Origin of the sequence: Adhaeribacter aquaticus DSM 16391, assembly GCF_000473365.1 — a bacterium.
In the GTDB taxonomy this organism is placed as follows: Bacteria; Bacteroidota; Bacteroidia; order Cytophagales; family Hymenobacteraceae; genus Adhaeribacter; species Adhaeribacter aquaticus.
Genome location: NZ_KI421517.1, coordinates 1,837,836 through 1,858,344, shown reverse-complemented (window position 1 = coordinate 1,858,344; position 20,509 = coordinate 1,837,836). Strand labels below are relative to the sequence as shown.

The 20,509-nt window shown below is 39.2% G+C and carries 23 protein-coding genes; 16 read left to right on the top strand and 7 right to left on the bottom strand.

Going from position 1 to position 20,509, the window contains the following annotated elements:
* Positions 1-15 precede the first annotated feature (15 nt).
* The 3 genes from ADHAQ_RS0110325 to tilS form a co-directional block, all read right to left on the bottom strand.
* Complete coding sequence (locus ADHAQ_RS0110325) at positions 16-237, bottom strand: VF530 family protein (protein ID WP_026462867.1); 222 nt, start codon at positions 235-237, stop codon at positions 16-18.
* 104 nt (positions 238-341) lie between these two features.
* The gene (gene mdh, locus ADHAQ_RS0110320) at positions 342-1,280 is read right to left on the bottom strand and encodes a malate dehydrogenase (RefSeq protein ID WP_026462866.1); all 939 of its coding nucleotides are present in this window, start codon (positions 1,278-1,280) and stop codon (positions 342-344) included.
* Between the two features lie 144 nt (positions 1,281-1,424).
* Positions 1,425-2,750, bottom strand: a complete 1,326-nt coding sequence (tilS, locus tag ADHAQ_RS0110315) for a tRNA lysidine(34) synthetase TilS (protein ID WP_026462865.1) — start codon at positions 2,748-2,750, stop codon at positions 1,425-1,427.
* Positions 2,751-2,802: 52 nt separating this feature from the next.
* On the opposite strand from tilS, the gene ADHAQ_RS0110310 reads away from it, so the two are divergent.
* The 9 genes from ADHAQ_RS0110310 to ADHAQ_RS0110270 all read left to right on the top strand — a co-directional run bounded on the left by ADHAQ_RS0110310 (position 2,803) and on the right by ADHAQ_RS0110270 (position 10,947).
* Entirely contained in the window at positions 2,803-4,416 is a 1,614-nt protein-coding gene (locus tag ADHAQ_RS0110310) for an OstA-like protein (protein ID WP_026462864.1), read from the top strand.
* 82 nt (positions 4,417-4,498) lie between these two features.
* Entirely contained in the window at positions 4,499-5,350 is an 852-nt protein-coding gene (locus ADHAQ_RS0110305) for an outer membrane protein assembly factor BamD (RefSeq protein WP_051359838.1), read from the top strand.
* A gap of 58 nt (positions 5,351-5,408) precedes the next feature.
* On the top strand, positions 5,409-5,723 hold the full coding sequence (locus tag ADHAQ_RS0110300) for a DNA-directed RNA polymerase subunit omega (RefSeq protein WP_026462862.1): 315 nt from the start codon (positions 5,409-5,411) through the stop codon (positions 5,721-5,723).
* Between the two features lie 8 nt (positions 5,724-5,731).
* Positions 5,732-6,301 carry a flavoprotein gene (locus tag ADHAQ_RS28955; protein WP_084523806.1) on the top strand — a complete coding sequence of 190 codons (570 nt, stop codon included), beginning with the start codon at positions 5,732-5,734 and terminating at the stop codon, positions 6,299-6,301.
* Positions 6,252-6,944, top strand: coding sequence for a bifunctional phosphopantothenoylcysteine decarboxylase/phosphopantothenate--cysteine ligase CoaBC (gene coaBC, locus ADHAQ_RS28950; protein ID WP_342667276.1), 693 nt, complete (start codon positions 6,252-6,254; stop codon positions 6,942-6,944). The genes ADHAQ_RS28955 and coaBC overlap by 50 nt, the downstream gene beginning before the upstream one ends.
* Positions 6,937-7,845 carry a type IX secretion system protein PorD gene (gene porD, locus ADHAQ_RS0110290; protein WP_026462861.1) on the top strand — a complete coding sequence of 303 codons (909 nt, stop codon included), beginning with the start codon at positions 6,937-6,939 and terminating at the stop codon, positions 7,843-7,845. Before coaBC ends, porD begins: the two co-directional genes overlap by 8 nt.
* A gap of 210 nt (positions 7,846-8,055) precedes the next feature.
* A complete protein-coding gene (locus ADHAQ_RS0110280; RefSeq protein ID WP_026462860.1) occupies positions 8,056-8,283 on the top strand; it encodes a hypothetical protein in 228 nt (75 codons plus the stop codon).
* Between the two features lie 3 nt (positions 8,284-8,286).
* Entirely contained in the window at positions 8,287-9,939 is a 1,653-nt protein-coding gene (gene recN, locus ADHAQ_RS0110275) for a DNA repair protein RecN (RefSeq protein ID WP_026462859.1), read from the top strand.
* 177 nt (positions 9,940-10,116) lie between these two features.
* Positions 10,117-10,947, top strand: coding sequence for an enoyl-ACP reductase FabI (locus ADHAQ_RS0110270; RefSeq protein WP_026462858.1), 831 nt, complete (start codon positions 10,117-10,119; stop codon positions 10,945-10,947).
* A gap of 93 nt (positions 10,948-11,040) precedes the next feature.
* On the opposite strand, the gene ADHAQ_RS0110265 is transcribed toward ADHAQ_RS0110270, so the two are convergent.
* On the bottom strand, positions 11,041-11,409 hold the full coding sequence (locus ADHAQ_RS0110265; RefSeq protein WP_026462857.1) for a cupin domain-containing protein: 369 nt from the start codon (positions 11,407-11,409) through the stop codon (positions 11,041-11,043).
* Between the two features lie 10 nt (positions 11,410-11,419).
* Positions 11,420-11,662 (bottom strand): Kazal-type serine protease inhibitor domain-containing protein, encoded by a 243-nt coding sequence (locus ADHAQ_RS0110260; RefSeq protein ID WP_034256730.1) that lies wholly within the window; start codon positions 11,660-11,662, stop codon positions 11,420-11,422.
* Between the two features lie 217 nt (positions 11,663-11,879).
* On the opposite strand from ADHAQ_RS0110260, the gene ADHAQ_RS25225 reads away from it, so the two are divergent.
* Both ADHAQ_RS25225 and ADHAQ_RS0110250 read left to right on the top strand, forming a co-directional pair.
* A complete protein-coding gene (locus ADHAQ_RS25225) occupies positions 11,880-12,155 on the top strand; it encodes a YtxH domain-containing protein (protein ID WP_051359837.1) in 276 nt (91 codons plus the stop codon).
* Positions 12,156-12,238: 83 nt separating this feature from the next.
* On the top strand, positions 12,239-12,703 hold the full coding sequence (locus ADHAQ_RS0110250; protein ID WP_026462855.1) for a YtxH domain-containing protein: 465 nt from the start codon (positions 12,239-12,241) through the stop codon (positions 12,701-12,703).
* A 73-nt stretch (positions 12,704-12,776) separates the two neighbouring features.
* On the opposite strand, the gene lysS is transcribed toward ADHAQ_RS0110250, so the two are convergent.
* Entirely contained in the window at positions 12,777-14,300 is a 1,524-nt protein-coding gene (gene lysS, locus ADHAQ_RS0110245) for a lysine--tRNA ligase (protein WP_026462854.1), read from the bottom strand.
* A 316-nt stretch (positions 14,301-14,616) separates the two neighbouring features.
* On the opposite strand from lysS, the gene ADHAQ_RS0110240 reads away from it, so the two are divergent.
* The 5 genes from ADHAQ_RS0110240 to ADHAQ_RS0110220 all read left to right on the top strand — a co-directional run bounded on the left by ADHAQ_RS0110240 (position 14,617) and on the right by ADHAQ_RS0110220 (position 19,718).
* Positions 14,617-15,084, top strand: a complete 468-nt coding sequence (locus ADHAQ_RS0110240) for a hypothetical protein (RefSeq protein ID WP_026462853.1) — start codon at positions 14,617-14,619, stop codon at positions 15,082-15,084.
* 408 nt (positions 15,085-15,492) lie between these two features.
* Positions 15,493-17,433 (top strand): OmpA family protein, encoded by a 1,941-nt coding sequence (locus ADHAQ_RS0110235; protein ID WP_026462852.1) that lies wholly within the window; start codon positions 15,493-15,495, stop codon positions 17,431-17,433.
* A gap of 127 nt (positions 17,434-17,560) precedes the next feature.
* Entirely contained in the window at positions 17,561-18,283 is a 723-nt protein-coding gene (gene ubiE, locus ADHAQ_RS0110230; protein WP_026462851.1) for a bifunctional demethylmenaquinone methyltransferase/2-methoxy-6-polyprenyl-1,4-benzoquinol methylase UbiE, read from the top strand.
* Complete coding sequence (gene porT / locus ADHAQ_RS0110225) at positions 18,256-18,963, top strand: type IX secretion/gliding motility protein PorT/SprT (RefSeq protein WP_051359836.1); 708 nt, start codon at positions 18,256-18,258, stop codon at positions 18,961-18,963. The genes ubiE and porT overlap by 28 nt, the downstream gene beginning before the upstream one ends.
* A 5-nt stretch (positions 18,964-18,968) precedes the next feature.
* Positions 18,969-19,718: an SDR family NAD(P)-dependent oxidoreductase gene (locus ADHAQ_RS0110220; RefSeq protein ID WP_026462849.1), complete on the top strand. Its 750-nt coding sequence runs from the start codon at positions 18,969-18,971 to the stop codon at positions 19,716-19,718.
* A 77-nt stretch (positions 19,719-19,795) separates the two neighbouring features.
* On the opposite strand, the gene ADHAQ_RS0110215 is transcribed toward ADHAQ_RS0110220, so the two are convergent.
* Positions 19,796-20,509: a tRNA1(Val) (adenine(37)-N6)-methyltransferase gene (locus ADHAQ_RS0110215; RefSeq protein ID WP_026462848.1), complete on the bottom strand. Its 714-nt coding sequence runs from the start codon at positions 20,507-20,509 to the stop codon at positions 19,796-19,798.

Genomic DNA, 20,509 nt, shown 5'->3' with positions numbered 1-20,509 from the left:
TTGTATCATACCATACTACTGGTTTTTAACTACTCTTGATAAATATAAATCCTCCACCTTCTTTCTTGCCCAAGGGGTTTTGCGCAAAAATGTTAGGCTCGATTTTATACTAGGGTTAGAGATAAAGCAATTTATCTTTATTTGCCGTGCAAGTTCCTGCCATCCAAACTTGTCCACTAAGGTGTTTAAAATTTGTTCAAGGGTTTTTCCGTGCAGCGGATTATTCTGTTGTTCCATTTTTATTTTAAGATTGTTTTACCTATTTAGATTGCTAGAAGGGTAAAAGAAGAAAGCACCTACATGTAGGTGCTTTCTTCTTTTATTGATAAAGTGTTGGGAAATTAAACTTTAGCAGTCATGTTATCCAAAACAGCCATTACTTCTCTTACGTGGTTGTCAGAAATGCGTAGTAATTCCATTTCTTCGTCGTTTAATTGAAGTTCAATAATTTTTTCAACGCCATTTTTACCCAGAATAACCGGTACGCCTAAGTAAGTTCCCTCAATGCCATATTCGCCTTCCAGTTTTACACAAACCGGGAAAATTCTTTTCTGATCGCGGGCAATAGCTTCTACCATTTGGGCAGCGGCAGAACCCGGTGCATACCAGGCAGAAGTACCCATTAACTTAACCAATTCACCGCCACCATTTTTGGTGCGCTCAATAATGGCATTTAAAGTTTCTTCTTCAATTAACTCCGTAACCGGTATACCTGCAACGGTGGTATAGCGCGGAAGCGGTACCATGGTGTCGCCGTGGCCGCCTAGTAAAACAGCCTGAATGTCTTTAGGCGATACATTTAATGCTTCAGCCAGGAAAGCACGATAGCGGGCAGTATCTAAAATACCAGCCATACCCATTACTTTAGTGCGCGGTAATTTTGATGTAATATGGGCGGCATAAGTCATTACATCCAGTGGATTAGAAACCACAATAATAATAGCTTCCGGAGAATGTTTAACAATGCTCTCGGTTACAGATTGAACTATGCCAGCATTGGTAGAAATTAAATCATCGCGCGTCATGCCTGGTTTACGCGGTAAACCAGAAGTAATTACCACAATATCGGAGTTGGCCGTACGGGAGTAATCATTAGTTACGCCAACAGTACGGGTATCGTATAAATTAATTGGGGATTTTTGCCAGATATCAAGAGCTTTGCCTTCAGCAAAACCTTCTTTGATATCTACCAAAACTACTTCATTCGCAATTTCGCGATAAGCCAGAACATCAGCACAAGTGGCGCCCACGTTCCCGGCTCCAACTACGGTTACTTTCATAATGTGGTGTTTATTGAGTTTAAGTTGGTTAAATAATTAAGATTGTGTAAAAATATAAAAAAAGGATTTCGAAGCTAGAAATAAGAATGTTTTATTTTCCAGCCTCTCCAATTCAGTTAAACGATTAAGAGAAATCCTTTAGAATTACTTTTTGATTTCTATTTCCAAAACCGTATTAGTTTTGTCAGTTACCTTGAAACGGTTATCCGGGCGGTACCCAATTATCCAGACAATGGATTTATCGGAGGTTATTACTTTAATTTTAGGTTTTAGGTTAGCCGGAATTTTCTCATCGATTAAAAAATCGCTTATTTTCTTCTTGCCGTTCATGCCCAGAGGTACAAACCAATCACCTTCTTTCCAGGTGCGTACCTTAAGCGGAAACTGCAGCAATTCAGCATCCAGGGCAGCTATTTTACGGCTTCTGGGTATTTTATAACCGGTAGCTTCTTTTCGTGCTAAACCCAGCATTAATTCTTCTGCCTCAAAAATGGTGGTTTCTTCGGCTATTTCATAGGAACCAAAAGCCCCTAAATTTTTACCTGTAATTACTAGTTGTTCCCGGTCTTTTACCAGTATATGGGTAGGCGATTCAAAAGTTTTACCCGAAATAGCCGTAAAAGACTCTACTATATTCTGGACTACTTCGTAATTATAATTATACGCTTTAAGTATCTCAAATAACACAACTGGTAAGGCTGTTACACCATTTAGGGCAGTAATATCTATATAAGTTGCTTCTGGTTTTTCGGTTACCGATGCCGTTTTTACCTCCTGAATGTATTTTTGGAAAATAGCCTCGGCCCCTTTTATTTTCTCAACCGTTTGCGATAGCGTATTTTCAAGGTTAGGATTTATTTGTTTTAAAACCGGGATAACCTCCTGCCTAATAAGGTTGCGCTGGTACTTGGTACTTTCGTTGGAACTGTCTTCGCGCCAGATAAGTTGATGACTGGTTACGTAGTCGTAAATATCATCTTTAGTCAGGCAAAGTAACGGCCGGATTATCTTGTTATTCTTAGCCGGAATACCGTGCAGGCCCGCAATGCCAGTGCCTTTGGTCAGGTTTAACAATATCGTTTCGGCCGCATCGTTCTGATGGTGCGCCGTGGCAATGTATTGGTAGCCATATTGCTGCCTGATTTTTTCGAACCACGTATACCGCAATAACCGGGCAGCCATTTGAATCGATAATTGTTCCTGTTCGGCATATTCTTTGGTATTAAAGTGTTCGGAGTAAAAGGGAACGTTGTACTTTTTAGCTAATTTCTTAACAAAAAGTTCGTCGGCATCTGCTTCTTCGGCCCGTAAACCAAAATGACAATGAGCAATACCAAAGTCCATTTTTAATTTGCTGAGCATATCGCAAAGTACTACCGAATCAATGCCTCCGCTTACGGCAACCACAATTTTATCGGTGGTTGTAAAAAGCTGATGGTGCTCACAGAAGGCTAAAACTTTATCTGTCATACCTATATAAAGGTTTATTTTTATTAATTTTGCGCGATTATTTAATTTCTGGATGAAACCCACAAAAGTATTCTATACGCTTCTTATTTTAATTCTTTCCTGTTTAAAAGTTTTTGGGCAATCCGGTAAAATAGAATTAATTCAGGCTGGTTCTCTGGAAGGCGGCGAAAAAAATGGAGCTAAGTATAACCGCCTGCTCGGAAACGTACAACTCAAACAAAAAGAAACCTTACTCTACTGCGACTCTGCCCACTTATACCGGGACAGGAATTATGCGGAAATATTCAGTAATGTACGCGTAGTGCAAGGGTCTGTAACCATAACCAGTGCTACGGCTACTTACGATGGTGAACAAAGAAAAGCGGTTTTTTTAGGCGGAGTAATTTTACGGGATGAGAAAATGACGGTGAATACACCATCGCTGGCCTATAACATGAATACCCGCATCGGGCGCTACACAGAAGGCGGAACTATCCTGGAAACGGAAAATCGGCTTACGAGCCAGTTTGGAAATTACAATGCCGGTACAAAAATGTTGTCGTTTAAAGGAAATGTACATTTAGTGGGTTCTGAAGCCGATATTCAATCGGATACCTTGCAGTATAATACCATTTCCAAAGTTGTTTATTTTGTGGCCCCAACCCGGATCCAAAACGAACAAGGCCTATTAACCGCTAAAGGCGGATATTATAACACGCTCAATAAACAGTCTGTATTCCGGGGTTCGCAGGTAGAGACTGCTGATTATTATGTTACCGGCGATAACGTGTTTTTTGATCGGATTAAAAATTACTTACATGCTTCTGGGAATGTACGAATGACTTCCAAAGATCAGAAGAATAAGGTAATTATTACGGGGCAGGAAGTGCATCATTGGAAAAGTTTAGGCAGGTCTAAAGTTTTTGGAAGCCCCGTCATGCGTTCCCTGGTTTCCGGAGATACTTTATATGTGGCAGCCGACACGCTGGTTTCAGTAGATTCCAATGATCCAAAGAAAAAAGATTTCCTGTATGCTTATAATGATGTAAAAATTTATAAAACAGATTTACAGGGTAAATGCGATTCCTTAACCTATAACTTAACTGATTCGGTTATGTTTATGAATTATGATCCTATTCTTTGGAATGCCAATAGCCAGATGGTAGGTGAGCGGGTGGAGATGCGGATGAAAAATAAGGCTTTAGACCGGATGTTCCTGTATAATAATGCTTTTATTATTTCGGAAGACACGCTAAGTAACCTCAACCAAATTAAAGGCAGAAACATAACTGCTTTCTTTGAAAAAGGAGATATCAGGCGGGCCGATGTGAACGGGAACGGCGAAAGTATTTATTTTGCCCTGGAAGGAGATACCCTTATGACCGGTATGAATAAAACTATTTGCAGCGATATGCTCTTAAAGTTTAAAGATAAAAAGCTGCAGACTATTTCATTCTTAACCAACCCGGATGCGAATTTTATTCCGCCACATGAGTTAAAGGAACCCGATAAACGATTGCCTGGTTTTAAATGGCGAATAGCAGAAAAGCCAACTAAAAAAGAAGTTTTAGCCAGAAGAAATAAAAAATCAGCGAAACCCAGAAAAACGCCAGTGGTTTCGAAGGCGGCCAAAACGCCTGATAGGAGGGCCCGAACTACTGCTAAGGATAGAAAAAGCAATAAATAGCACAGGAATCTTGCAATACCCCGGAACAAGCACCGTTCCATAAGTTGTTTATGGAAAGAAATATTCCTAATTTTGTACGCGCATGAACCGAATATTAAAAATATTTTGCCTTTTTTTAATTACAACACTTATTTTTAGTGCTTGTAGTGATTATAATAAGCTTTTAAAAAGTGATAATGTAGATAAAAAGTATGAGGCTGCTTTAAAATATTACGAAAAAAAGGATTACTACCGTGCCGGTACCTTGTTGGATGAGGTAAGACCGCTTTTAGCTGGTAGACCAGAAGCAGAAACAGCCGAATATTTATATGCTTACACCCAGTATAATGAAGGCTTATTTCAGGTAAGTGCTCAATTATTCCGGACCTTTTACGCCGTTTACGGCAATAGTCCCAATGCTGAAGAAGCGTTATTCATGCACGCCAAATCGCTTTATAAAGATTCACCGGAATATAGTTTAGACCAAACCAGTACTCAAACGGCCATTGTTTCCATTCAGGAATTTTTAAATCGTTACCCGGAAAGTAAGTTTAAAGATGACGCTACTAAAATGTATGATGAACTGGCCGGTAAGCTGGAGCGGAAAGCATTTGAGACAGCCAAGTTATATTACCAGATGGGTAAAAGCCAGCTAACCTATTACCAGGCAGCTGTTACGGCATTTAATAATTTTGAGCGTGAGTATCCTGCTTCTAACTATAATGAGGAAGCTGCCTATTACCGGATTTTAGCTCAGTTTTATTTAGCCGAAGAAAGTATTGAGGAAAAGCAACGGGAGCGTTATTTCGATACTGTTGGATTATACCAGGCTTTTGTAGATAAATACCCGAAAAGTAAATTTTTGCGAGACGCCGAAAATATTTACGATAAAAGTTCTAAACAATTAGAGCGTATTAAGAGTAGTACTACGGCTAATACAGCCAAAGCGCAGTAAAAAAATCTTTAAAAATAAAAGCGCAAGCTTTCAAAAAATAAAATTAATAACTAACAATATGGCAACTGTACCTGCATCAATCGTTACCCGCAATGTGGCTGATTTCGCTAAAGACACTGGCAACGTTTACGAAGCCGTTTCTATTATTTCTAAGCGTGCAAACCAGATTTCGGTAAAGATTAAAGAAGAGTTAAATTCTAAATTAGCGGAGTTTGCAACCACCGTAGATAACCTGGAAGAGGTTTTCGAAAACCGGGAACAAATTGAAATCTCTAAATACTACGAGCGCATGCCAAAACCTACTAATTTGGCTGTAGAAGAGTTTATGGAAGATAAAGTTTATTACCGTTACCCTGAAGAGGAGGCTGAATAAGCAGGCGCATGCTTCGGCATAAGAAAATTTTATTGGGCGTTTGCGGTAGTATTGCTGCCTATAAGGCCGCTTACTTAACCCGATTGCTCGTTAAGGAAGAAGCAGAGGTTCAGGTAATCCTGACATCCTCTGCTTCTGCTTTTATAACGCCGCTCACCTTAGCTACCCTTTCTAAAAAGCCTGTTCTATCCGAATTTACAAAAAGCGACCAAACAGGGGAGTGGCACAACCATGTTGCTTTAGGTCTTTGGGCCGATGTCTTAGTTGTTGCTCCGGCCAGTGCTAATTCTATTGCCAAGTTTGCCAACGGGTTCTGTGACAATTTATTATCTGCCGTTTATTTATCAGCACGCTGCCCGGTATTTCTGGCTCCAGCTATGGATCTGGATATGTATGTGCACCCAGCGGTAAAATCTAATATAGCGAAATTACAAACTTTTGGCAACCATCTTATTGAAGCGGGTTATGGCGAGTTAGCTAGTGGTTTGGTAGGACAAGGCCGTATGGCTGAGCCGGAAGAAATTATTCATGTACTCAAACAGCACTTTCAGAAAACAAGTGGAACACGCCTGGCTTAATGGTAAAAAGGTATTATTAACAGCCGGGCCAACTTATGAACCCATAGATCCGGTCAGGTTTATTGGTAACCATTCAACCGGGAAAATGGGTTATGCCTTGGCGCAGGCTTTTGCCGATTTGGGCGCTCAGGTTTATTTAATCAGTGGCCCCACCCAACTAAGCATTTTACATGCAAATATCACCGTTTTTAAGGTTACTACCGCCGATCAAATGTTTGCCCAAGCTAAAGAAGTGGCGGAGGAAACAGATATTTGGGTTTTCGCTGCTGCCGTAGCTGATTATAAACCAAAAGAAGTAGCCACGGTGAAAGTGAAAAAAAATGAGGAGACACTTACACTAGAACTCATAAAAAACGTTGATATAGCAAAGGCTTTAGGTCAGGTAAAACGAACCCATCAGGTTTCGGTAGGATTTGCTCTGGAAACCAATAATGAACTGGAAAATGCCCGGGCAAAACTGCAAAGCAAGAATTTAGACTTAATAGTTTTGAATTCTTTACAGGATGCAGGCGCAGGTTTTAAACACGATACCAATAAAATTACCATTATTGATAAAGATCGGGTGACCGAGTTTGAATTAAAGCCTAAAACAGAAGTAGCTCAGGACATAATAAAAGTGATTGCTCAAAAAATACATGCATAAGGTTGTAGTTCTATTATTTTTTGGCTTGCTCAGCCTGGGAAAAGCACAGGCGCAGGAATTGCAGTGCGATGTGGTCGTGAACAGCGATCAGGTGCAGCTAACCGATCGGCGCGTTTTTACGGATTTACGGAATGCAGTTTCTACCTTCATGAATAACCGCCGCTGGACGAATGATGTGTATCGACCAGAGGAGCGCATTCGTTGCCGGATGCTTATTACTATTACGGCGGCAGAAAGTGCCAATGGTCCTTTTAAAGCAGTAACCCAAATTATTTCTAACCGGCCTGTTTATGGTACCGGGTACGAAACACCTTTGCTTTCTTTTATTGATAAAAGCTGGAATTTTGAATATTCAGAATCGCAACCCTTGCAATTTTCTGAAAATGCCTTTACTTCCCATTTAGCCTCTTTGCTAACTTTTTATGCTTACATGATAATAGGTTTAGACCGGGATAGCTTTGGTAAGCAGGGGGGGACGCCGCTATACGATAGAGCGTTGTTAGTACAAAATAATGTAACGGCACAAAATCAAAACAGCGCCGGCTGGACGGCCTTTGACGATACCCGTAACCGGTATTGGTTACTGAATAATTTGCAGGACCCTCAGATTGAAGGTTTCCGGAATGCTTTGTATTTATATTACCGCCAGGGAATGGATATCTTTATTCAGGAGCCTGATAAGGCCAGAGCAAATATGATGGAGGCAATCAAAAATATTCAAGAAGTGGCTCGCCGTAAACCAGGTGCGGCTGTGTTGCGCTCCTTCTTTGAAACTAAAGCCGATGAGATAGTTTCGGTTTTTAGAGGCGCTCAACCCAATGATAAGCAAACTGTCCTGACGGCCCTGTCAGAGATAGATCCAACCAATATGACCAAATACCAAGGTATTATGCAACGCTAGCAGTAGGATTTGCTCAGATGTTAAAGTAAAAGTTTATTATATTTTCTTTGCTATTAAGAAGAAAAGTTAATTGTATATTACTTTTTACGTATGCCTTATTTATTAAGTCTTTTCTGGTAAATTTACTCAGATATAAACCGGCTTTAGGTAAAGTCATTCTACATGTTTTGTAACATGTGTTATTAAACACAATCCCTAAACGTAAACAAATTGGGTAAAAGACAAGTCAGAGTTTTACGGAAAGATATTATTGCCAAACAAGCTGAATTCTTAGGAAAAAGTGGGCACGTAATTCTGTCCGATCATGTTGTATTCAACGGACTCATTGAAGAAATTAATCCAACTCAACTAAAATTGCGCGATCCCCGGTTTAAAAAACATTTCCTGGAAATCTCAGCTATAGAAGAGTTGGTGTACGATATAGAAACAGAATTTTAATTCATGCTTGTAGATCTTAAGATAAAGAACTATGCTTTAATTGAGCAGCTGGAAATGCAGCCTTCTCCATTGCTCAATATTATTACCGGTGAAACCGGTGCAGGTAAATCTATAATGTTGGGAGCTATCGGGCTATTATTAGGCAACCGGGCAGATACCAAAATTTTATTTAATACAGCTGAGAAATGTGTAATTGAAGGCGTATTTGATATTTCAGCTTATAATTTAAAAGCTTTTTTTGCCGAGGGAGATATTGATTTTGACGATACCTGTATTTTGCGCCGCGAGATTACACCCGCCGGGAAATCCAGGGCATTTGTGAATGATACGCCGGTAACGCTGGAAACCATACGATTACTGGGTTCTAAGTTAATGGATATTCACTCTCAGCACGACACCTTATTGTTGGGGGATCCGGCCTTTCAATTAAATTTAATTGATTTGTTTGCGCAGAATGCTTCTTTAAAAGATTCTTATAGCGAAGTTTTTCGTCGGTACCGCAAACTGGAAAGTGATTATAAAAAATTAGAAACTGCTTTGGCGCAATCGCAGAAGGAGCTGGATTATAACAGCTTTCTTTTAAATGAATTAGCTGAAGCAAAATTAAGGGAAGGCGAGCAGGAAGAACTGGAAGATGAGTTAAAACAACTGGAGCATGCTGAAGAAATTAAGGTTAAAATCAGTAATGCCTTACAGTTTTTATCTGAATCAGAATTTAATGTGATTTCTGGTTTAAAAGACGCTACTTATTTAGTGGGGCAGCTAACTGAGTTTGGAGAGCAGTACAAAAATCTGAAAGAACGTTTAGATAGCTGTGCTATAGAATTGAATGATGTGGTAGGGGAGTTAGAAAACGCTGAGCGCTACACCGAAGCCGATCCTGAAAAAACAGAGCAGGTGCAAGAGCGGTTAAATATTATTTATACCTTACAGCGAAAGCACCAGGCCCGGAACAACGTAGAACTGCTGCAAATTGAGGCAGATCTGGAAGCTAAGGTAAGCAGTGTGCATAATCTCGATGAATCATTGGCTACTACCAAAGAAGAAATGGAAAAGGCCTTTGCTAAAGTAGAAGAGCTCGGAGCTGCTTTATCGGAAAGTAGAAAAGTGGTATTCGACCATTTTACAGATGAGATCCATACCTTATTAGCAGATTTAGGTATGCCCAATGCCCGGTTGGTAATTCAACATAATGCAGGAACACCTACTGCTACCGGAATTGATGTAATAAGTATTTTATTTAGTGCAAACAAAGGTTCTTCTCCGCAAACCCTGAGTAAAGCGGCTTCGGGAGGAGAATTCTCACGTTTAATGTTATGTGTAAAATATTTGTTAGCCGACAAAACAGCCTTGCCTACTATTATTTTTGATGAAATAGATACGGGTATATCGGGTGAAGTGGCCGTAAAGGTAGGTAAAATGATGAACCAGATGGCCAAGAAACACCAATTAGTGGCTATCTCGCATTTGCCGCAAATGGCTGCTCAGGGCAATGCCCATTATTTTGTTTATAAAGAAGATAGAGTAGATCGTACCATTAGCCGGATCAGGAAATTATCGGAAGAGGAGCGGGTAAAAGAAATAGCTCAAATGATTGCTGGGGCCAATCCAAGCGCTACAGCCTTCCAAAGTGCCCGGGAATTATTGGCAATGTAAGACTGCCCGTTAGCAATAAAAAAGGAGTGGCCTGTTTTTTTTAAAAAGAACAGGCCACTCCTTTTTTATTGTCCGATAGGTTCGTAAAAAATTAAACTTAATTTTTAGCTTATAATTGCTAATATTGCACGATTGTAATTCTACTAAAGACGAGAAAACAGAATAATTAAAAATATTATGGCTTATAATTTACTTAAAGGTAAAAAAGGAATCATTTTTGGAGCACTTGATGAAAAATCAATAGCCTGGAAGACTGCTTTACGCTGCGTAGAAGAAGGAGCAGAAATTGTTTTAACCAATGCCCCAATTGCCATGCGCATGGGCCAGATCAATAAATTAGCGGAAGCTTGTAACGCGCCTGTTATTGCAGCTGATGTTACTGTGCAGGCTGATATTGATAACCTTTTTGCTAAATCTTTAGAACACTTTGGCGGTGGCGTAGATTTTATCCTGCATTCTATCGGCATGAGTGTTAATGTGCGCAAGGGCGTGCATTACACCGAGAACAATTATGAGTTCACCCACAAAGGCTTAGATATTTCAGCGCTTAGCTTACACCGGGTATTACAATCAGCTATGAAGCATGATGCCATTAATGAATGGGGTTCAGTGGTTGCCTTAAGTTATATTGCTGCCCAACGGGTATTCCCTGATTATAACGATATGGCTGATAATAAAGCCATGTTGGAAAGTATAGCCCGTAACTTTGGTTACCACTATGGTGTTCGGAAGCATGTTCGGGTAAATACCATTTCCCAGTCGCCAACCCGTACGACTGCTGGTTCTGGGGTTAAGGGTTTTGATGGCTTTATTGATTACGCAGAAAAAATGTCGCCGTTAGGTAACGCTTCTGCCGAGGCTTGTGCCGATTACACCGTTTCGTTATTCTCAGATTTAACGAAATATGTAACTATGCAAAATCTTTTCCACGATGGTGGATTTTCCTTTACCGGTATTTCTGAAGCGGTAATGCAGGCTTTAACAGCGCAGTCTGGTCAGGAATCATAAATATTTATTACTCTTAATTAAAAAGGCTTTCAAAGTATTTTGGAAGCCTTTTTAGTTAGAAAAAATTCGGGAAACGAAAATGGTTTCCAAATTTTATTCTTCTTCCCGGTTTACAGTCTTTATATTAAAAGCAGGTACACAAACTGACCAATATTCCGTTTCCTCATTAAAAGGGTTAGAGTATTTAACCCGTGCACCCTTTTTCACCAAAAATGTTTCTCCGGCATTTAAAATAATTTCTTCTCCGTCCACTTCTATCTTTTTTCGTCCCCGGATAACAATGGTGATTTCATCGAATTCCGGGTTTTGATGTGGCTCTGCCCAATGCGGAGGAGCTACCATGTGCGCTACACTGTATTCCGCCATTTTAGTAGTGGCTAAACCTAAGTGTTCTTCTATTAGTTTACCATCGGTAGTAGGTACCCGAAATGGACTCTCTTGTTTAAAATAGTTTGGCTTCATGGGTTAAATTTTAGGGTGTTGCTTTGCAAGCTCCTGGTGTATACGAAACAACCCCGGCTCTTTCCGCAAAACAAGCATTTTCATAGGTTTTGTTATCGCAACCACATACCGGTTCGTATTGCATGGTACAAAGCGCTTCCTTATCTATTTTATTTGGGTCAATACAAGAGCTTTTTGGAATTTTGCAAAAAGAAAATACTGTAATCAGTATTCCGAGAATGCTGGCAAAACCTAAATAAGATTTAAGGATCATGGGTAATGGTAAAGTTAAGAGTAGCAGTGCAAATATAGGTGACTTTATATATTATACGTTCCTTACTTTTTAACGATTACAAATTGGATTAATTAATTTTAACTTAAAAGTAGGAGATACGTATACATTGGGAATGCCTTATATAGAATATTTAAAATATTTTACTGAGATAGTAACTATAAACTTTTTATCTTAGAACAAATTAATAAACAAGATTATGCTGGAAGCTGTAAAAGAAAATAACGGGAAAATATTACTGGCAGCTCTGGCGGGCGTTTCGGCTGGTATTATTACTGGGCTTTTACTTGCTCCCGAAGCCGGAGCAAATACCCGACAAGGGATTATAAACCAAGCCAACAGTTTTAGTGAAATTATAAATAAGGCGTTGCGAAAATATACCGGGAAAGCTGGTAAAAAGAAAAAGAAGAAGGCGGCCAAACGTAAGAAAAAAGAAGATGCTATGCGCAATTTGCCAAAAGGATTAGATAGCTAATAACCTTAGGATTTTAGCTCATTTATCCTTCTTTATTATTGAAAGCAATTAAAGATTATTAATATATATTTCCCCAATAGACAATGAAAGACAATAGCGGTAAAATTATTTTAGCCTTATTAGCCGGAGCAAGCGCCGGTATAGTAGCTGGTTTATTGATGGCTCCGGATAGTGGAACTATCTCGAGAGATAATTTAAAGAAATATGCAGGCAAACTAAGTAAAGATTTAGAGAAAGCCTTACAAGAAAACCTTACTAAACTTAAAGACATAGATACAGGTGCTCTTTTAGGTAATGCCGGTTCCTTACTGGGTTTAGCTAAAACAGGAAATGAAGAAGGTGGTGCTGCTGGCAGTGCTGCCGGAGACAGTTCTGCTGCAGGCGCTGGAAGTGCGTCTGGAGGTGGTTCTGCTGCAGGTGCCGGAAGTAGCACAGGTGGTGGTTCAGCCGCCGGTGGTACAAAAGCAGGGAATACTACTAACACAGCCAAAGCTGGGGGTGTTGGAAATGCTACCAATGCCGGACCGGAAGTAGGCGAGGACGCTTAATTTCTTAGATGATAAAATAAAAAAGCCTTCCTGTTAACAGGAAGGCTTTTTTATTTTAATTATAGTACTTATTCTATTCGGGGCGCTCAGGCTTCATCTGCGGGAAGAATAACACATCCTGAATGGAATTAGAATTAGTCATGATCATACTTAACCGATCGATACCAATGCCTAAACCAGCGGTTGGAGGCATACCGTATTCCAAAGCACGTAAAAAGTCCTCGTCTAATACCATTGCTTCTGTGTCTCCGCGCTTTCCTAATTCTAGCTGCTCTTCAAAACGCTGACGCTGGTCAATTGGGTCATTCAACTCCGAGAAGGCATTGCAAATTTCTTTACCGTTACAGATAGCCTCGAAACGTTCTACTAAACCAGGTTTACTACGATGGCGTTTAGCCAGTGGCGACATTTCTACCGGGTAATCTGTAATAAAGGTGGGCTGAATTAAATTTGGTTCGCACGTCTCCCCAAAAATTTCATCAATAATTTTACCTTTACCAATTTTTGGATCCAGCTTAATATTTAGCTGCTCTGCAGTAGCCCGTAATTCCGGTTCCTCCATGGCAGAAATATCAATTTTGGTAAAATGTTCAATGGCTTCAAACATGGTAAAGCGCTTCCAAGGGCGTTTGAAATCAATAAGATTTTGGCCAACTTGTACCTGCGTAGTCCCGTGCAGATCTAAGGCAACTTTTTCTACCATTTCTTCTACCAGGTCCATCATCCAGTAATAATCCTTGTAAGCTACATAAAGCTCTACCTGCGTAAATTCTGGATTATGAAAACGGCTCATGCCTTCGTTGCGGAAGTCTTTGGCAAATTCGTAAACACCATCAAATCCACCTACAATCAGCCGCTTTAAATATAACTCATTTGCTATCCGCAAATAAAGAGTCATATCTAACGTATTGTGGTGTGTTTTAAACGGACGGGCTGCTGCTCCGCCGTACAAAGGTTGCAGAACTGGTGTTTCTACCTCTAAGTAGCCTTTGCCATTTAAAAACTGGCGCATAGAGTTAGTTAGCTGCGTACGTTTGATAAAAGTTTCGCGTACCTGCGGGTTTACCACTAAATCTACGTAGCGTTGGCGGTAACGCAGCTCCGGATCAGTAAAAGCATCGTAAGTAACTTTATTACCTTGTTCATCTACGGCCTCTTTTACAATAGGCAATGGTTTTAATGATTTACTTAACAAGATAAGCTCTTTTACATGTACCGAAATTTCGCCTACCTGCGTCACAAAAGCATACCCTTTAACCCCAATAAAATCACCGATGTCCAGCATTTTTTTGAAAACATCGTTGTAGAGAGACTTATCTTCACCCGGAGCAATATCATCGCGGGAAACATATAACTGTATACGTCCGGAGCTATCCATTAACTCGGCAAAAGAAGCTTTTCCCATAATTCGCCGGCTCATTAATCGACCTGCTAAAGCTACTTCCTGATAATTATTCTCATCCGGTTTATAATTCTCTTTTATTTCTTTGGCATATGCCGAAACTGGAAACAATTCGGACGGATATGGATTAATCCCTAAATTTTGTAGTTGCTCCCGTTCGTGACGACGACGTAGCTCCTGTTCGCTTAATTGCATTGCGTATATGGGTTTAAACAAAAAATGAAATAAGGCGCAAATTTCATAAATATTTTGCCACTATTCTAATTTTTCTTCTTACTATTCTGATTCGATTTAGATATTTTAAAACAGGAGAAACAGAAGTAACTAAGCAATTGATCCTTATAAGCTTAAAAACATTAATGGGTTTATGTGCACTTAAATAAAAAGCAATTTTTTTACCTGTTTTAGTTAGGATATAAAGGAAAAGAAATTTAAATTTAATAAGTAGTTACTATATAGAACATCTTAATATTGGCGTTTCCCGTTAAAGAAATAATTTTCTGAGACACTTATGAAATGCGAAGTAACGCTAATTTTTGAAGAAACGGACGGAACGCTGAAATGGCTTTTTGATATAATTACTTATGCTCACCACATAAGTGAACCCAATGTAAGAAAGTTGTTGGAACCAATGCTAAAGGAGTTTTTACACGAGAAAAGCTACCTGCGCTTAATGAAACTTACACAGCAAGAAGTTTCAGAAGAAGATTTGGTTACCAAACACTTGCGAAACGGCTTAATTAAGTTTAATAATCCGCAGGTTGTGGTAAAAGGGCAAAAGATTAAAGCCATGGTTTATATGATTGAGCAAGCCGGGGCCATGCAGGCTGCTGCTGAAGGAGACGATGTGCCAGATTTTATATTAAATTTGTTTAAAGGCCATGAGAGTATTCTGCAGCGAATGAAAGACGTGGTAACGGAAGCGTTGCTTGTTGCCGGAGCCCAGGATGTGCAAATAACTAAATTCAGCAGCCAATAACAGGCTGCCTATAAGATACCCCGAGAGAGACTTGCCAACTAAAAGACTAAGAATGCTAAAACATTTTTAGTCTTTTTTTATGTTCGCACCTTCTTATTTTAAGGATTAGTATATATTAACATTTAAATATTATATTTAAGCTTTTAAATAAAAGCGTTAAAATTAACCAGAAATAAAGCTTTTTATTAACAGGAGTTACACTAATAAAAAAAATACTTTAGTAACCTTCGCAAGTCCAGATAAGTATGTTAATCATGCAATAAACAGTTTCTGAAAAGAATTTGGCGTTAAGAAGAAAGGATTACCCAACGCTCAATTTTTAGAAAATTATTAACCTTTTTGCTTTGACATTAATTTTTTTGTATTTGATTTTATAGATAGTTAATATTAGAATTAAATTATATACCCATGAGTAATTTTTCCTCAAAATTCTCCAAAACACATCTCCTGATCATACTGGCCCTGTTGATTAGTTGGTCTGCATCAGCCCAGAGTAATCGGCAGTTGCTAAGGAGAGGAAACAAATTTTTTAACAATGAAGCTTACCGATCTGCCATCCCATTTTATGAACAGATATTGGCTAAAGATCCGGATAATGCTTCTGCCTTGTACCGAGCAGGTGTAAGCTATATATCTTACGATAAAGAAAAGGCCAGTGATTATATCTACCGCGCCCAGCGTATCAAACCCAAAGTTGCCAAAGATATTGAGTACTGGTTAGGTCGGGTAGATCACCTGAATTATAGATTTGATGATGCGATTGCACATTACCGTATTTATGATGCTACTCTGAAAGCTAAGGATGCTCGTAAGCCAGAGATTGCCAACCTGATAAGAGCTAGCCGTAATGCAAAAATAATTTTTAATAACCCCAAAGATATTTTTGTTAAAAATTTAGGGCCAACAGTTAATACAGCCTACTCAGAGCATAGCCCGGTAATTTCAAAAGACGATAATTATTTATTGTTTACCTCCCGGGGTGAAAACGTAACTGGTGGTAAAGAAGACCAGTTTGGGGAGTATTTTGAAGATATTTTTGAAACAACCCGTACCGGACCAGACGCTTTTAATCAGCCTAAACCAGTTGGTAACATCAACTACAAATTCCACGATGCGGCTATTCAGTTGTTTGATAATGATACCAAACTTTTATTATACCGCGATACCAATAACGGTGACTTTTATGTAGCCGAAAGACAAGCTGATGGTAGCTGGTCAGAGCCAAAATCAATTGGAAGTAATATTAATACCTCCGGTTTTGAAAGTGATGCTTATATCACACCGGATAATCAGCGGTTATATTTCTCTACCAGTTTTTACTCTCAGAATGGAGATAAAGATATTTATGTATCTCAGCGTGATAAAAACGGAAACTGGGGCAAACCTAAAAATATAGGGAATGGCATAAATACGCGGGAAGATGATGACAGCCCTTATTTTACACCCGATGGCAAAACCATGTATTTTACTTCCCGCGGGCATAATACCATGGGTGGCTTTGACGTATTCGTAACGCATTATGATTCTGTTGCCCATCGGTGGACGCGTCCGGAAAATATGGGATATCCTATTAATACGCCGGATGATGATGCTTACTACCGGTTGCACCCAACCGGAGCCTATGCTTACCTGTCGTCTTACCGGATGGGTGGTTTTGGTGAAAAAGATATCTGGACCATTAATTTTATTAAAGATGTGACCATAAAGGGCCATGTTTATAGCTTACGGGATAGTTCCCTTATTCCTGGTGTGGAATTGGTTTTCAGCAGCCAGCAGGCCGATAGAACTCCAATTAGTTACCGCGATGTAACGAAGCCCGACTCTGGTTCTTATCAGGTAAATGTTCTTTCTGGACGTAAATACCAGGTAGCTGTTAGTAAAGACGGAAATTCTATTGCCAATGAAGAATTTGATATTCCGGTAGTAACAACCGAAGACAACGTAATTGAAAAAGACTTTTACGTGCCGTTTGAAGATGCTTCGATGATAAGCCGGACAAGATTTAAGAAAATTTATTTTGATACTGACGAATATAACTTAAGACCAGAATCTATCAGAGAGTTAGATAATGTTTTGCAGGTATTGAAAGCAAATCCTCAAATAAATATCTCAATAGATGGTCATTGCGATTCGCGGAATACGGATTCTTACAACATGACCCTTGGTGATAACCGGGCTAAAGCAGCTTACCAATATTTAGTTAAAAATGGTATTTCGCCTACCCGTTTAATTACCGTTAGCTACGGCGAACGTCGTCCTGCGGCACCAAATGATACACCTGAGAATATGCAATTAAACCGTCGTACAGAATTTACTATTATTCCAAGAGCTGGTGAAACAGCAAAATAGTTATAATCAGGTTTAAAAAGACCAAATAGGCTAAACCAAAAGTTTAGCCTATTTTTTTACAACATAATCTGAGATTTTTAGTTAAGAGTATACTACTTTTGGTTTTCTTTAATACCAAATAAAAAATATGTCGGTAGTTCCTTACAAAGATGTTAATGCGGGAAAGAAGTCGCAAGTAGCCCAAATGTTTAACAGTATTGCAGGAAAGTATGATTTTTTAAATCATTTTCTGAGTGCTGGTATTGATATCTACTGGCGCAAAAAAGCAATTGATTTATTAGTAAGTGCCAAACCCGCCTTTCTGTTAGATATTGCCACTGGTACAGGAGATTTTGCCATTGAAGCATTGCGATTAAACCCAAACAAAATTATAGGCATTGATATCTCAGAAGGCATGCTGGCCGTTGGTCAGGAAAAGATTAAACGGAAGAATCTAGCAGATAAAATAGAATTAGAGTTAGGCGATTCTGAGAATTTAAAGTTTCAAAATAATACCTTTGATGCAGCTACTGCAGCTTTTGGCGTTCGTAATTTCGAGAACTTAGCTAAGGGTTTAAGCGAAATCCACCGGGTTCTGAAGCCAGGAGGGAAGGTAGTTATTCTGGAGTTTTCGAAACCCAAAGCTTTTCCGTTAAAGCAGATTTATAACTTTTATTTCAAAAATATTTTACCGGTTTTTGGTAAGTTAATTTCAAAAGACAATTCGGCTTACACCTATTTGCCAGAATCTGTTCAGGCCTTTCCTGATGGCCAAGACTTTATCAATATTTTAAAACAAGTAGGATTTAATACAACGCAATGGCATTCTCTTTCTTTCGGCATATGCTCCATTTACACCGGAATAAAATAGTTAAATTTAGTATTTTGATTTTCTTATGGATTTGTTCTGTACCTGGTGTACAGGCTCAGAATAAGTTCTACGTAAGGCAAAATCTTTCTAATCATGATGATAAATCCATGCATTATGGTTTTTATTTAGGTGTAAATTCTTCTCGTTTTACCCTGGAACATTCCGATTTTTATGTTCAGCAGCCTTTGAGAATAAACCCTAAATTTTCTCCTGGTTTCAATATAGGATTTGTATTAAATAAGCGTATTACGGATTATGTTGATGCCCGTTTTGTACCGGGGGTAGGTTTTTACTCCAGAAAAATTGAATTTACGGATGGCAATGAGCCCACCATGCAGGAGATAGGAGCCACTTCGCTGGAGTTCCCTTTATTGTTTAAGTTTAAATCTAAGCGGCGGGGAAATATCAGAATGTATTTTGTAGGCGGAGCCAAAGCCAGTACAGATGTAGGAAATAAAAAAAGAAATTCCTTAAGTGAAGAAGGAAGGATAGAAGTTAATGGTACAGATGCCGCAATAGAATATGGGGTAGGGCTTGATTTATTTTATCCTTATTTTAAATTTGCCCCTGAGATCAGATTTTCTAATGGATTGATTAACCGATACATTCCGGGTACAAATCAAAATCTACAGGGAATGCGGTCGAATACTATAACCTTGTACCTTAACTTCGAAAACTAACCACTATGAACAAAATTGCACTTGTTACAGGAGCAACTTCTGGCATTGGCCGGGCTGCCACTTTGCTTTTAGCAAAAAATGGATTTGATATTATTGCCACAGGCCGAAGAGCAGAACGACTACAAGAGTTGGAGCAAGAGATTACCACTGCTAAGGTTAAGTCATTAGTTTTTGATGTGCGGGATAAGGAAGGGGTACAAGCTGCTATTGCCAGCCTGCCGGAAGAGTGGAAGCAAATAGATTTACTTATAAATAATGCGGGCAATGCTCATGGCTTAGCACCAATTCAGGATGGAAATGTAGAGGATTGGGAAATGATGTTGGACATTAATGTTAAGGGTTTGCTTTATGTAACCAAAGAGGTATTACCGTTTATGCGAACCCGCAAGAAAGGACATATCATCAATATTGGTTCTATTGCGGGCATTGAAGTATATGGTAATGGGAATGTGTATTGTGCTTCTAAATCGGCGGTTGATGCTATCTCCCAAGGTATGCGTATTGATTTAAATAAAGAAGGCATAAAAGTGTCGGAGATAAAACCGGGACTGGTAAATACTGAATTTGCGGAAGTGCGGTTTAAAGGTGATAAAGATAGAGCTGCCTCAGTTTACCAGGGGATGCAGCCATTAGTAGCTGAAGATGTTGCTGAATTAATTTTATTTATGGCCACCCGTCCGGCTCACGTAAACTTAGCGGATGTATTGCTACTGCCTTTGGCGCAAGCTTCAGCGACGGTTGTGAACAGAGGATAGGCTTTTAAATAGTTTTTTAGTAGCTGGTGAAAGGCCCTAATGAAATATAATTTCATTAAGGCCTTTCAATTTATAGACTAAAAGATTAAATAATATTCCTGGAGAAGTTTAATAAAGTCTTCGGTATAGGTTTGATCTGTGTTGCGAATAGCAAGCGGGACTTTAGGAATAGATGCTGCCGGGTTTCGCGAGAAGACCAGAATATTTCGGATATGTTTACCGGTAGGTGTGGTATATAGGCAAAGTTGTTTCTGTAAGAAAAGTTGGGCGAGTAAAGCTTGTTTCTGAAATAAAAGGCTTTCACTTGGCGGAAGCAGGAGGTAAAGCTTTCCGGTTTCATGAAGAAATTTAGCGCAGAACCTGATTATTTCCTCAAAGGATAATTCATGACTGTGCATAGCTATGTTTCGCGCCTGGTCAGGAGATTTTTGCGAAGCAATATAGAACGGCGGATTACACAAAATTACATCGTAAAACTTTTTATTTTCCTGCTCAAAGCATTGTAAGCTTTGGTGGTAAAGGTTTATTCTGGTTGCCCACGGCGAATCAGTAATATTCTCCTTAGCTTGAGCTGCCGCCAAATCATCAATTTCAAGGGCATCAATTTGGGCATGAGAGCGTTGGGCTGCCATCAAGGCTAATAATCCAGTACCGGTGCCAATATCTAATATAGTGTTGGCTCCGTTTACATTGGCATAAGCCCCCAGTAAACAGGAATCTGTACATACTTTCATGGCACATTTATCCTGCTTTATCAGAAACTGCTTAAACTGAAAGTAATTATTTGCCAT